This is a genomic window from Streptomyces sp. NPDC057445, assembly GCF_042802855.1.
GTDB lineage: Bacteria > Actinomycetota > Actinomycetes > Streptomycetales > Streptomycetaceae > Streptomyces.
Genome location: NZ_JBHVDH010000013.1, coordinates 109698 through 123485, shown reverse-complemented (window position 1 = coordinate 123485; position 13788 = coordinate 109698). Strand labels below are relative to the sequence as shown.

The window sequence follows — 13788 nt, the reverse complement described above, 5'->3', positions numbered from 1 at the left end:
AGCCTCCGACCACCCGGCGGGACAGCCACCTCACTGTCCCGCCGGGGAACGCTCACATCAGGGGAGCACGCGAGCGCTCGGAAGCTGCCCGCCTCTCCGCCACCAGAGACGCGGTCACCGCGTGCGCCGGGGACGAGAACAGCTGTGAGGTGGGGCCCGATTCAACGGCGCGGCCGGAGGAGAGCACGACGAGGCTCTCGGTACGGCTTGCCACGAGGCGCAGGTCGTGGCTGATCAGGACCAGAGCGAGGCCACGGCTGTCCCGCAGGCCCTCGAGCAGATCCATGACGGCGGCGGCGGTCTTCTCGTCCAGGGCCGAGGTCACTTCGTCGCAGACCAGTACGTCGGGGTCGGCCGCCAGTGCGCGCGCTATGGCGGCGCGTTGGCGCTGGCCGCCCGACAGTTCGTGCGGGTAGCGGTCCGCGTGGTCGGCGGGGAGGCCGACCTGTTCGAGCAGTTCCAGGACGCGGGCAGGGGCCCGCCCTCGATCGGTGCGCCGGTGAAGGCGCAGCGGACGCCCGATCGCCGAGCCGACCGTGCGGCTGGGGTTGAGGGTTCCCAGTGGGTCCTGCGGTACGAGTTGGAGGCGCCGTCGCTGTTCACGGGTGCGGCCGTGTGCGGCCGGACGCAGGCGTACGCCGTCGAGAGCGACAGTGCCGCCGGTGGGGCGGTGGAGTCCGACGATCGCGCGTACGAGGGTGGTTTTGCCCGAGCCGGAGGCACCGACGATGCCGGTGCTGGATCCGGCGGCCACGGTGAGGTCGATGCCGTGGAGGACGGGGATGCGACGGCCTCGCTGCACGAACGCCGCGTGCAGGCCGGACACTTCGAGCGTCGGACCGGCCGCAGTAGGCGGCCGGTGGACCGGGCGCGGGGCGGTCGCCGGCGCAGCCGAGTACGGGGACAGGTCCACCACATCGTGCGCCAGTCGGTCGACCACGTCCGCGTCGTGGCAGGAAAGTGCCACGGCGAGGCGGTGGCTGACCGCCAGGTGCCGCAGGAGTTCGGCGATCTCGTCGCGCAGCGCCGGGTCCAGCCCTGCGGTGGGTTCGTCGAGGAGCAGTACGGCGGGGCGACGGGCCAGTGCCCTGGCCAGGGCCACGCGCCGCTGCTGGCCACCGGAGAGCTCGCCGACACGGCGCCCCAGGAAGCCGCTGTCCGTGGGGAGCCGGACCTCGCCGAGCAGAGCGGCCGGCGTCTCGTGGCCGCGTTCCACGGCGACCTCTGTCAGGAGGCGGCGCACCTTCATCCGGGGGTTGAGACCGGATCCGGGGTCCTGTCCGACGTAGGCGAGGCGGTGGCGGCGCAGGGACCGCAATTCGGATGCGCCGAGCGCGAGCACGTCCTGGCCGAGGACCTCGACCATGCCGCCGGTGCGCCGGGCGCCCGGGGGGATGACACCGGCCACGGCCCTGAGCAGTGTGGTCTTTCCGCTGCCGGAGGGTCCGGTGAGCGCGGTCACACGGCCGGGGCGCAGCTCCAGATCGCCGCCGTCCAGGAGCAGACGGCCGTCCGGTCCGGCAATGGTCAGTTCCGTTACGGTCACTGCCACTTCGGAGGCGGCGACCTGACCCTCGGGGTGCCACTGGCTCATGTGGTTCACAGCGCGTTCACCGCTTTCCTGCCGGTTCGCGGAACGAGTGCAGAGGCCGCCAGGTTGACGCTCATGGCGAGGACGCCGATGGCGATGCTGGGAGCCAGCACGGCCCAGGGGTTGAGGACGATTCCGCCCGCGTTCTCACGGATCATCAGTGCCCAGTCGGCGGTCGGCGGCTGGGGCCCGACCTGCAGAAAGCCCGCGGTGGCCACCACATAGACGGCGGCGACGAAACGCAGACCGAACAACGCGAGGAGCGTGGCGCGCAGGTTGGGCAGGACCTCGCGTAGGACGAGATGCCACAGCCGCTCCCCTCCCACGGCGGCCGCCTCGACATAGCCGGAGGCCGCGATGGGCGCAGCCGCGCCCGCGACGAGCCGTACGGCATAGGGCACGCCCATGACCACGGCCGCGGCGATCACCGCGAGACGGCCCCCGCCCGGCCAGGACAGGGCGATGAGGAGGATGCCCAGGACGGCGGGCAGCAGCATCAGTACGTCCGCGGACCGCTCGACGATCCGCCCGACGCCCGGGCGCAGGGCACCGAGCGCGCCGAGCAGTGCGGCCGCCGCGGTGACGAGGACGGCGACGAGCAGGGAGGTGGCGATCAGTTCGCGGCCTCCGGCGAGGAGCCGGGTGAACACGTCCCGTCCGAGCTGGTCGCCGCCGAGCGGCGCTCCGCCGCCCGGTTCGGCATACGGTGCGGTGACCGGGGCGTCGACGGCGTGGGGGGCGAGCCACGGCCCGACGACGGCGAGGGCCACGAGCAGGAGCGCGGGAGCGGTGCGCAGCAGGTTCCCGCGACGCGCGCCGGCCAAGGGTTGCTTCCGGACGGTCATATGCGGCCTCCGGAGGCCCAGGCGCGTACGAGATCGGCGAGCACGAACACTCCTGTGATGACGGCTCCGGTGATCGCGACAACCGCGGCGACGACGGGACCGTCCCGGTCGGTGACGGCCCCGGCGAGCACCGATCCGATCCCTGGATAGTTGAAGATCGTCTCCACCACGACTGCGCCGCCCAGCAGCATGCCGGTCGATGTGGCGATGCCTGCCGCGATGGTGGGCATCGCCCCGGGCAGCAGATGGTGGGTGAGGATGCGGTGGCGCGGCAGTCCGTCGATCACGGCGGTCTCGATGTGCGGTGCCTTGGCCTCGTCGGCAAGGGCGGCGCGCACGATGCGGGTGTTCCAGCCGATCTGCGGGATCGACAGAGCCAGTACGGGCAGGACGAGCATCTGCCAGGAGGCGGGTGAGCCGTCGGCGTCGGTGAGGGTGACGGCGGGCAGCCAGTCGGTCCAGAGCGCGAAGACGAGGACGAGGGCGACGGCGACGACGAACTCGGGCAGGGCGAGGATGCCGGTGGCCGTGGCCGAGACGCCGCGGTCGGCCGTACCGCCGGGCTTGAGCGCGGCCCAACAGCCCAGAGCGAGCGAGAGGATCAAGGTCACCACCAGGGCGATCCCGCCGAGGAGCAGCGTGTTGGGAAAGGGACGGGACAAGAGGTCGGCGACGGATTCGCCGCGGGCGGTGGTGCCCAGGTCCCCGGTGGGCAGACCGGTCATCCAGTCGGCGAACCGGGTGAGGACGGGCCGGTCGAGACCGAGCAGACGGCGACGCTGCGCCACATCGGCCGCGCTCTCGCCGCGTTCCGACGTGGCGGTGGCCGCGTCCCCGGGCAGCAGTTCGACGGCGGCGAAGAGGGCGGCGAGCAGTACGGCGAGCAGCAGCGCCCGGCGGACGAGCAGTCCGGCCGGCCGGAGGACCGCGGACAGCAGGGGCCGGGCCGGCCGGAGATCCGCATCTGCGTCCGGCCCGGGCGCGGGCTGCGTGGCCGCGCCGCTCAGCGCGCCAGCCATGCCCGCTCGAGCAGTACACGTCCGTAGCCGGGCAGCGTGGGCAGACCGCGCACCGGGGCGGCGGCCAGGTCGATACCGTCGGCCATGCCCCACAGCAGGTAGCCGGACGCGTCGTGCTCGATCTGCTGCAGTTCGCGCAGCACCTTGGCGCGCTCGGTGGCATCCTTCGTGCCGATGGCCTTGTGGTACGCCGCGTCGAATTCGGTGCTCTTCCAGCCGGCCTCGTTCGTCGCGGAGTCGGAGACCATGGTCTTGCTGGCGAAGAAGACCACGGAGTCGTTGGTGCCCCAGTACGTGGTGTAGAGGTCGCCCTTGAGCCAGGTCTTGTCCCAGAACGTGGCGGACTCCTGCTTCACCACCTCGACCTTCACCCCCGCCTCGCGGACCTGGGTGGCGAACAGGGTCGCGGATTCGGCCAGTCCGGAGATGTCCTCGGTGGTCATCAGCTTGTAGGTCCTGGAGGTGTCGAAGCCGGCTTCCTTCAACAGCGACTTGGCCTTGGCCAGGTCGCGGGTGCGCAGCGGGACGTCCTTGGCGAAGGCGGGGTCGCCGGTGCCGAGGATGTCGTTGGCGACCTTGCCGTACCCGGACAGGACCTGCTTGACCATGGCCTCGCGGTCCACGGCCAGGCGCAGGGCCTCACGCACCTTCGGGTTCGCGAACGGGCCTCCGGCGGTGCGCATGACGATCGGCATCGCCATGTCGTCGGGGCGGCGGACGATCTGGATGTCCTTGCGCTTCTCGGCCGTACGGGCGGCGACCGCGCCGACGTTGGAGGCGACGTCGATCTGACCGGCGAGCAGGGCGTTGGACATCGCCTGGGGCGATTCGAAGATCTTGACCTCGATCGCGTCGAGGAGGACCTCACCGCCGTGCCAGTCCTCGTTGCGTACGAGCCGGGCGTTGCCGGAGCGGAACCACTCCAGCTTGAACGGACCGGTGCCGGGTGCCTTGTCGAGCTCCTTGTCCTTGGTGTCCCTCTTGAGCACGAAGGTCGTCAGGCGGGTGAGCAGGGGCAGTTCGGCGTTGGCGTAGTCGGAGACCAGGACGACGGTGCCGGTGCCTTCTGCCTTGATGTTCCCGGCCTTGATGCCGGGCAGTCGGGAGGCGCCGGAGGGTGTGCCGCGCAGCCGGCGCAGGGACCAGACGACGTCATCGGCGGTGACGGGCGAGCCGTCGTGGAACTTCGCGCCCTCGGCGATGGTGAAGCGCCAGGTCTTGAGGTCGTCGGACGCCTTCCAGCCGGATGCCAGCCGGGGGGCGGTGTTCATCTTGGTGCCCGGTGCGGTGAGGGTGTCATGGACGAGCGAGATGATGAGGTAGTCGCTCTCGTTGGCCTGGGTGCCGTGCGGGTCCCTGGTGATGGCCGAGGCGCGGCCGAGGGCTCCGACGCGGAGCGTGCCGCCCTTCCTGGGTTTGGCGCCCGCGGCGGCCGTCTTGTCGGAGGTGTCGCCGCCCCCTGAGCAAGCGGCAAGCAGTGCCGTCGCGCCCATGGCTCCGCCGGCCCACAGCACTTGGCGCCTGTTGATGTCCACGTACGTCCTCGATCCACGTTGACGGATTGGGGGGTGCTTAGGTTTGCCTACCCTAATGACCGGCCTGTTTGCAAGGTCGCGGCCCCGAGGGCACGAATGTGCTAATAGCTCCAGGTTCGGCGAAGTGCCCGCCATCGAGGGGCACTTGAATTTCGGTCAGCCACGCCGGATGGCCGAACAGTTAGGTATGGCTAACCTAAGTTCAATGCTAGCTTCGAGTTGTTCGCCGGCCCCCACACCTTCGCAGCCGCCCCCGAGCGGCCACTCAGCCCTGCCCGCCATGGATCCCCAGGCCGTGATCGCGACACGAACTGACGCCACATGCGCGGATTCCCTCACGCCATCCGACGGAAACGGACTCCTTTGCCATGAGCACGGCAGCCGCACCTGTCCGCCAGCTCGATGCCCGGACCACGGGCGAACTCCGCCGGGCCGCGGAGAAGATACTCGCCGAGTTCGGCACCTCCGCCACGTCCCCACAGCTCCTGGAGCAAGTCGCAAGGACCGCAGGGCAGTTCGGTGACCCGCTGCGCCGGCACTGCCGTCCCGTCGACACCGCCGACGGTCTGTTCGTCCTGCGCGGTCCGGACGTCGACGACGAGACCGCCGGCCCGACTCCCGCCGGCTGGACGGCCGCGGGAGACAGCGGCGCGGTCCACGACATCACACTGCTGCTGCTCGCGAGCGTGATGGGCAACCCCATCGCGTGGGAGGGCCAGCAGGACGGACGCTTCGTCCACAACATCGTCCCCTCCCCGGGGCACGAGAGCGAGCAGACCGGCGCCAGCAGTACGGTGCTCCTCAGCCCCCACACCGAGGACGCTTTCCACCCCGGCCGCGCGCACCTGCTGATGCTCAGCTGCATGCGCAACCACGACGGCATCGCCACGACCGCCGCCAGCATCCGCAAGACCGTCCTCGCGGACGAGGACGTGGAACTCCTCTCCCGGCCGGTGGTGCCGATCCTGCCCGACGACGCCTACACCGAGGCGCAGGGTTTCGCGGACGAAGCGCCTCCGCCGGTGCCGGCGCTGTTCGCGAGCGAGGACGGCATGACGCTGCGCTTCGACCCCGCCTACACGCCGTTGGAGCAGGCGGACGAGGACTACCGCGTCGCATACCGCCGTCTGGAGGCCGAACTCGCCCGGGTGTCGGTCGCGGTCAGCCTCACCCCTGGTGATGTGCTCGTGGTCGACAACGATCTGGTCGTGCACGGCCGTGTTCCGTTCCAGGCCCGCTACGACGGCACCGACAGGTGGCTCAAGCGCGCGTCCGTACGGGTTCCCGGGCGCCGCAGCCGCCCTCCGGCCGAGGCCGACGAGCACGGCTACGGTCAGGCCGCTCTCGAAGCGCACACAAGCTGACACCCGCCCACGCACTGGAGGAGCGACACCATGACCGACCCTTCGATCTTCCCCGCCGGCGCACCGGTCTCCGGCGACGACAAGCACCTGCGCATACTCTCGACCACGGATCTCGCCGGCATCGAGATATCCCTGGCCGATGTGGTCGCCACCGTGGAGGGCGCCTACCGGACCCTCCATGCCGGCCGGTCGGACAACCCCCGCAAGCTGACCGTCAAACCCCAGGACGGCCACTCGGTCGCCTACGCGATGCTGGGCCGGGACGGCTCCCGCGACGTCGTCGCGATCAAGACCTCGTACAAACACGGCCTCGACAAGAGCCGTGAGGAGCAGCACTACTACACATCCCTCACCGTCTACGACGACGTCACCGGGCTGCCGTTGGCGATGATGGACTGCTCCCGCATAGGTTCGCTGCGCACTCCGGCCGTCTCGGCACTGCTGGCACGTGAGTGCGCGGCCCCCGGAGCGCGCAGCGCGCTGGTCATCGGCACCGGCACGCAAGGGCGCCTCGCCCTGCCGTTCCTGCTGACCACGCTGCCGGATCTCGACCGGCTGATGCTGTTCGGTACACACTCCGAAGGCATCACCGCCGTCCGTGAGCAGTTGCGCTCGCACTTCCCGGACCGGGAAGTGGAGATCGTCACCGATCTGCGGGCCGCCGCCTCGGCCGCCGACGTCGTCGTCGCCACCGCGGGAGGGCACACACCCGCCGCTGTCGAGGCCGGCTGGCTGGAGCCCGGCACGCTGTCCGTTCTGGTCGGGCACGGTCTTGCCCCTTCGACGCTGCACGAGGCCGGCCGTGTCATCGCCACGAGCGAGGCACAGATGCACGTCACCGGCACCGACATGGCGGACGCCGACGGCAAATTCCCCCCTGTCCATGCCGAGTTGCCGGCGGTGATCGCCGGCGTGGCCGCCGGCCGCCATTCGGCGAAGGAGCGGATCTTCGCCTACAACAGCGGGCTCGTCGTCACCGACATCGCCCTCGGCCACCGCTTCGCTCAGCTCGCGCTCGCGCAGGGCCTGGGCACCGAGGTGGCGTTGTGGCGGTGATCAGTACGTCCGCCTGGCCGACGCTGCCCGCCCTGCCCGACCCCGCGACCGACGCGGTGATGCGCAGCGGACTGCTCGAGGAACTCTCCTACGCGTTCGGCGGCCCGTTCCACTTCCTTCTCCCTGACGCCTTCGACGCGAACCTCCGGGCGATGCGGGCCGCCCTGGAGGACGCGGGTGTCGACGGATTCGTGTACTTCGCGAAGAAGGCCAACAAGGCCGCGGTATGGGTCGAACGCGCGGCGGCCCACGCTGCGGGCGTCGACGTCGCCTCACTGGGCGAGTTCCGCGCGGCCCTCGGACACGGGGTGCGGGGGGAGAACATCGTCGTCACCGGCCCGGCCAAGGATCCCGCCCTGCTGCGTCTGGCGGTGCGGCAGGGAGCAGTGGTCGCCGTGGACGCGCTCGACGAACTCGACGCGCTCATCGCCGGCGTACCGGCCGGCGGAGTCCGTCCGGCACGGCTCCTGCTCCGGTGTCTGCCGCCGGCCCAGCCCCACAGCCGCTTCGGCATGACCGAGGCCGAACTGGCCACGGCCATGAACCGTTGCGTCGATGCGGGCGACGCGGTACGCATGGAGGGCTTCAGCTTCCACCTCTCCGGCTACGCCGTCCAGCCTCGCGCCGATCTGGCAGGACACCTTGTCGACCTGTGTCTCAAGGCCCGCGTTCTGGGCCTGGAGGCCGGCCGGATCAGCATCGGCGGCGGCATGGCCGTCAGCTACACCGACGCCGACAGCTGGCACGCCTTCCTCGCCGAACAGCACGGTGGCCACTACCACGCGGGCAGGACGTTCGGCACCGGTGACTTCTACCCGTATCACTCACCGGCCTCCGGGGCCGACGCGCTGCGGTCGCTGCTCGCCGCACACCCCGAGGGGCATCGGCAGACCGTGGCCGAGCTGCTCAAGGATGCCGACGTCGCCCTGCTGATGGAGCCCGGCCGCGCCTTGCTGGACAGAGCGGGCGCCACCGTGTTCCGGGTCCAGGGGGTCAAGGAGCGCGACGGCTACCGGCTTCTGACCGTCGACGGCACCAGCCTGAGCCTGTCCGAGCAGTGGTTCAACAGCGAGTACCTGCCCGAACCACATCTGCTCCCGACGGACTCGGACGCCCCCGCAGGGACGTACCCGGCGGCAGTCGGCGCGGCGACCTGCCTCGAATCGGACATGCTCTCCTGGCGAAAGATCCCCTTCCCCCGCCGGCCCCGCACCGGCGACCTGCTGGTCTACCCCGGCACGGCCGGCTACCAGATGGACTCCAACGAGTCGCCCTTCCACGACCTCGCCCTGCCGCCCAAGGTCGTCATCGACCGGACCGACGGCACCCGCCCGCGCTGGCGGCTCGACCGCCACATCACCTGAGCCGGCAACGGCACCGGTCCACTCCCCCACCGACCCCTCACAGGAGCATTCGATGCCCGGAGCACTTCAGCGCCCCGCCGTGGTCTCCCGCGTGTCCGACCTCATCGGCTACACCCCTCTGCTGGAACTCGCCGGCACCGAGACCGGCAGCCGTCTGCTGCTGAAACTGGAGATGTTCAATCCCACCGGCACGGCCAAGATCCGCATGGCCCGCCAGATGATCGTTGATGCCGAACAGCGGGGCGAGCTGCGGCCCGGCGGCCGCATCATCGAGTCCACGTCCGGCAACACCGGGCTCGGACTCGCCGTCATCGCCGCCGAACGGGGCTACACCTTCACCGCCGTCGTCGACAACCACGCCTGCAGCGACAAGCTGCGCGGGATGAAGGCTCTGGGGACCGAGCTCGTCCATGTCGTCGACGACGGCACGGACGAACTCGCCACGGCCGCCCGCGAAGAGCTCGCCGAGGCCATGGCCCGCGGCCAGGACAACACGATCTTCACCGAGCAGCACAACAACCCCAGCAACGGCGTGGGCTACTTCCCCGTCGCCCACGAACTCAACGAGGCGCTCGACGGCCGGATCGACGTCCTCATCGGCGCGGTCGGCACCGGCGGAGCCCTGTGCGGCACCGCACGCGAACTGCGTAAGCTCCTGTCGGGCTTCTCGACCATCGGGGTCGAGCCCAAGGGATCGATCGCGTTCGGCGGCCCCGCCCACGACTACTACCAGTCGGGTACCGGCACGCCCGAGGGAGCCGAGATCGGTGCGCTCGTCGACTTCGACCTCATCGACGAAGGGGTCAAGGTCGGCGACATCGAGGCGTTCGCGACCTGCCGCGCCGTCGCCCGCACCGGCCTGCTCATCGGCGGCTCCGCAGGCGGCGTCGTGCACGAGGCCCTGACCCGGCTGCCCACGCTTCCCCCCGGCACGACCATGGTCGCCCTCGTCAACGACGGCGGGGAGAAGTACATGGACACCGTCTTCGACGACGACTGGATGCGGGCCCGTGGCCTCCTCAGCCCCGAGGCCGAGCGGGAAATGGACGAACTCCTCGACAAGCTCCGCAGGAACGGATGACCCCATGCTCACCACCCTTCTCCGCGACAGCCGCGCACTGGCGGTACTCGCCGTCCCGCTCGTCCTCACCCAGCTGGCCCAGGTCGCCCTGACCACGACGGACACCGTGATGATGGGCATGCTCGGCACCCAGGAGCTGGCAGCCGGCGGGCTGGCCATCGTCATCTTCAACCAGCTGCGCACCATGGGCGTCGGCCTGGTCACCTCCGTGGGCAATCAGATCGCCGCAGCCGCGGCGCGCGCCGAGAAGGAGAAGGAGGACACGGGAGGGGAAGCGCACGACGAGGTCCGGGGAATCGTCCGCGCGAGCGTGGCCGTCGCCACGCTCGCCGGCGTCGCCGGAGGCGTCCTGATGATCCTCATCGGCCAGGCGCTGACCTGGTTCGGACAGGACGCCGCCGTCGTCGAACGCACCCGGCCCATGCTGCTCGCGCTGGCTCCCGGCCTGCTGCCGTGCCTCTGGTTCCAGGTCGTCCGCCAGTTCACCGTCGGCATGCGGCGTCCTCAGGCCCTGCTGCAGATCACCATCGCGTCCGTAGCCGTCAACGCGGGCCTGAACTGGGTCCTCATCCACGGCACGTGGGGACTGCCCCGCCTCGGCCTGACCGGCATCGGCGTCGCCACCTCCAGCGTCTACCTGCTGTCCTTCCTCGCCCTGTACCTCTCGGCGAAGAAGGACAGCGAACTGGCCCCGCTGCTCACCCTGAACCCCGCCAAGGCCGACCCGGCCACCGTCAGGCGGCTCGTCGGCCTCGGTGTGCCGATCGCGGCCACCTACGGCTCGGAAGCCGGGTTCTTCTCCCTCACCGCGCTGATGGCCGGGTCCTTCGGCCCTGCGGCCCTCGCCGCACACACGGCCGTCAACCAGCTCGTCTACATCGTCTTCCAGGTGGCGGTCGGGCTCTCCCACGCGGCGTCCATCAACGTCAGCCGCGAACTCGCCCTCGGCCGCACCGACGGCGCACGCCGCATCAGGAACACCGCACTCGCCTGCGCCGCTGCCGTCATGACCGTCGTCGGCATCACCTACCTCACGCTGCCCCGGCTGGTCCTGGCCCCGTTCCTGGACTCCGGCTCCGCCCAGGCCCTCGCCATCGCGACGCAGCTCCTCGTCGTCACCGCCTTCCTCCAGTTCTTCGACTGCGCGCAGAACATCGGCGTCGGACTCCTGCGCGGCCTCGACGACACCGGGAGCGGCTTCCGCATCACGCTCATCGGCTACTGGGCCGTGGGACTTCCCGCCTCCTGGCTCCTCGCCTACCCTCTGGGCCTCGACACCCTCGGCATCTGGCTCGGCCTGCTCACCGGCCTGGCCACCACCGCGGTACTCCTTCTTCGGCGCTACTCCGACTCCCTGGCCGTCCGAACGGACAGTCGGCAAGCCACGGCGTCGCCGGCCTAGTCCCTTTGGGAACTCGTCGTGGCCGCGGGACGAGGGCCCGGCACCGATGAGAGGACCGGTGGGGAACCGCCCGCCGACGAAAGCGCGTTCACGGGGCATGGCTGTCATTCACCACACCACGATGAAGCCCGGCAAGCTGGAGCTTCTCGCATCCTGGCTGCCCGCGCAGCCGTGGTACATCGGCTCGGGTCGCGAGCCGCAACTGTCCAAGGCCGGCGGGTTTCGGCTCGATGACCCGCAAGGCGAGGTGGGGATCGAGTTCATGGTCGTCACGGACGAGTCGGGCGATCGACCGGTCTCGTACCATGTGCCGCTCAGTTACCGCGGGGCACCGCTCGCCGGGGCCGATCACGCCCTTGTCGGCACGTCCGACCACGGGGTGCTGGGAAAGCGGTGGATCTACGACGGGACGCGCGACCCTGTTCTCGTCGCCCAGTTGCTCGCGCTGCTCCAGGGCCGCGCCGAGCCGCAGGCACAGAGCGTGACCGACAGGCCCGACCCCTCCGTCGTCACCTGCTTCGCCGGAGCCGGCTTCCCGGCCACGGCCAGGACGACGGCCGTCGACGACGGGCCGCGGGGCACCCGCCTCTTCGTGGAACCGGAGGCAGATGCCGCGCCGGACACCGAGTCGGCCGGGCGTCCGACCATCGAGGTCACGCGTGTCCTCCAACAGGGCCGACAGGTCCCCCGCACCGACACGACCGAGGCCCGGGGACACGTCACGGCCGGCTGGCGTATGCCGGACGGCGGCGAGAGCCGTGGCCTGTTCGTCGTCCTTCGCGACGCGACGCCCTGATCCGCGCCCCGGGCCCCGGTCGAAGCCGGCCCGGCCCCGGTCGAAGCCGGTGATGACCCCGGCGCTCGCCGGGACGGCGGTGCGCCGTCCCGGCGAGCGTCCCACCCGGGCCGGCTCCGGAGCGGGAGCCAGGTGGCCTCTGCGCCAACGGCGGGTCCCCAAAAGGCAGGCGGAGCAAGAAAACCGCCCGGTCGAAATCCGGCCATGCCCGTCAGGCCGATTGTGCACAATCGCGTGTCCCCGAAGCCGATTTCCCGCCTTCGATCTCAGGGCCAAGGCGGCACCGGCATTGCAGCTCCATCGCGATTCGGCCATATCGAGCCGCAACTCCCCGGGAGTTGCCGCATTCCGGGGTGACGCCTCCTCCACATCTCCATGACATCGCGCCGTCACGGAAGGCCCCCGAATCTTCGCCGTCACGCACAGCGACTCCTCGCCGACGACGAGTGGTGATCATCACAGGCTCGCAGCGTGAGACCCCAGGGACCGGTGCGATAACGTCATCGTGCAGCGCACCGATGTCCGGGATTCCATGACGCCGGACCATGTCCGGCCGACGGTGAAACCAGAATGTATCGATGGCTTCACCGCACGAGAACACGACGCGCATAGAGATTCTCTGACGTCTGTTCACCTTTCATCGCGACAGTGCGCCGCGTGAACGAGAAACCATCGGGAGAGGTTTGTGTACAACAGTCGCTTAGAGTCCATCGGGGCGTATCTGCCCTCGGCGGTCATGAGTACTCCGGAACTCCTCACTCGCATCGAGAAAGCGCCTGAGTTCGACCTCTTCAAAATTACGGGAATGGCCGAGCGACGTGTCGCGGACGACAGCGCCGACCTTCCGGAGGACTGCCTCACCATGGCCGTCACGGCGGCCCGTGACTGCCTCGGCCACTCGCGCTACACCGCCGACGAGATCGACATCGTGATCTCGTGTTCCATCAGTCGTACGACCGACGGCCGACGCCACCAGTTCGAGCCGTCGTTCGCCCATCGCATCGCCAAGGAACTCGGCGCGAGCAGCGCCGTTCACTTCGATGTGTCCAACGCCTGCGCGGGCATGATGACGGGTGTCTATCTGCTGGACCGGATGATCCGGTCGGGTGAGGTGCGCAACGGCCTGGTGCTCAGCGGGGAGCACATCACACCCATCGCCTTCACCGCCGCGCGCGAGATGGAGGACAGCCGGGGCCCCCAGTTCGCCTCCCTCTCCGTCGGTGACTCCGCCGTCGCCGTGATCGTCGACCGCGCCACCGACGACGCCGATGTCATTCACGACATCGAGCTGATGACCTGCTCGGAGTACTCGCATCTGTGCCTCGGCATGCCCAGTGACGAGACCGGCGATCTGGCCATGTACACCAACAACAAAGAGATGCACGCCGAGGACCGCCTCTCCTTGTGGCCGACCTTCCACCGCGACAAACTCGCCGACGACAGCCGCCGGTTCGCCGACGAAGGGTACGACTTCATCGTCCAGCACCAGGTCGGCAGCCGCTTCATCGACTTCATGAACCACGTGGGCGAGAGCATCTTCGGGACGCCGATGCCCCAGTCGCTCTCGGTCGTCGAGAAGTTCGCCAACACCGCGACCACATCCCACTACCTGGTCCTGCACCAGGCACTCATGGAACGCCGCATACCCAAGGGATCGAAGATCCTCCTGGTGCCCGCCGCCTCGGGCGTGGTGACCGGCTTCCTGTCCGCGACCGTCTCCTCCCTGGAGGTATGA

General features: G+C 70.0%; 11 protein-coding genes. 7 read left to right on the top strand and 4 right to left on the bottom strand.

Going from position 1 to position 13788, the window contains the following annotated elements:
• Nucleotides 1–52: 52 nt before the first annotated feature.
• From ACFU5O_RS25105 to ACFU5O_RS25090, 4 genes are read right to left on the bottom strand one after another with little or no spacing between them, the layout of a single operon-like run.
• Nucleotides 53–1603 (bottom strand): ABC transporter ATP-binding protein, encoded by a 1551-nt coding sequence (locus ACFU5O_RS25105; protein WP_384244032.1) that lies wholly within the window; start codon nt 1601–1603, stop codon nt 53–55.
• Nucleotides 1600–2436, bottom strand: coding sequence for an ABC transporter permease (locus ACFU5O_RS25100; protein WP_384244031.1), 837 nt, complete (start codon nt 2434–2436; stop codon nt 1600–1602). Before ACFU5O_RS25100 ends, ACFU5O_RS25105 begins: the two co-directional genes overlap by 4 nt.
• Nucleotides 2433–3455, bottom strand: coding sequence for an ABC transporter permease (locus tag ACFU5O_RS25095; protein ID WP_384244030.1), 1023 nt, complete (start codon nt 3453–3455; stop codon nt 2433–2435). Before ACFU5O_RS25095 ends, ACFU5O_RS25100 begins: the two co-directional genes overlap by 4 nt.
• Nucleotides 3440–4990: an ABC transporter substrate-binding protein gene (locus ACFU5O_RS25090; protein WP_384244029.1), complete on the bottom strand. Its 1551-nt coding sequence runs from the start codon at nt 4988–4990 to the stop codon at nt 3440–3442. The genes ACFU5O_RS25095 and ACFU5O_RS25090 overlap by 16 nt, the downstream gene beginning before the upstream one ends.
• A 368-nt stretch (nt 4991–5358) precedes the next feature.
• Between ACFU5O_RS25090 and ACFU5O_RS25085 the strand changes: the two genes are divergently transcribed.
• From ACFU5O_RS25085 to ACFU5O_RS25055, 7 genes are all read left to right on the top strand, one after another.
• Complete coding sequence (locus ACFU5O_RS25085) at nt 5359–6354, top strand: TauD/TfdA family dioxygenase (RefSeq protein WP_384244028.1); 996 nt, start codon at nt 5359–5361, stop codon at nt 6352–6354.
• A gap of 30 nt (nt 6355–6384) precedes the next feature.
• Entirely contained in the window at nt 6385–7410 is a 1026-nt protein-coding gene (locus ACFU5O_RS25080; RefSeq protein WP_384244027.1) for an ornithine cyclodeaminase family protein, read from the top strand.
• Nucleotides 7401–8774 (top strand): Y4yA family PLP-dependent enzyme, encoded by a 1374-nt coding sequence (locus ACFU5O_RS25075; protein WP_384244026.1) that lies wholly within the window; start codon nt 7401–7403, stop codon nt 8772–8774. The genes ACFU5O_RS25080 and ACFU5O_RS25075 overlap by 10 nt, the downstream gene beginning before the upstream one ends.
• 52 nt (nt 8775–8826) lie before the next feature.
• On the top strand, nt 8827–9855 hold the full coding sequence (locus ACFU5O_RS25070) for a cysteine synthase family protein (protein ID WP_384244025.1): 1029 nt from the start codon (nt 8827–8829) through the stop codon (nt 9853–9855).
• Between the two features lie 4 nt (nt 9856–9859).
• Nucleotides 9860–11257 (top strand): MATE family efflux transporter, encoded by a 1398-nt coding sequence (locus ACFU5O_RS25065; RefSeq protein ID WP_384244024.1) that lies wholly within the window; start codon nt 9860–9862, stop codon nt 11255–11257.
• A 97-nt stretch (nt 11258–11354) separates the two neighbouring features.
• A complete protein-coding gene (locus ACFU5O_RS25060; protein WP_384244022.1) occupies nt 11355–12053 on the top strand; it encodes a 1,4-alpha-glucan branching protein in 699 nt (232 codons plus the stop codon).
• 736 nt (nt 12054–12789) lie between these two features.
• Nucleotides 12790–13788, top strand: coding sequence for a 3-oxoacyl-ACP synthase III family protein (locus ACFU5O_RS25055; protein WP_384244021.1), 999 nt, complete (start codon nt 12790–12792; stop codon nt 13786–13788).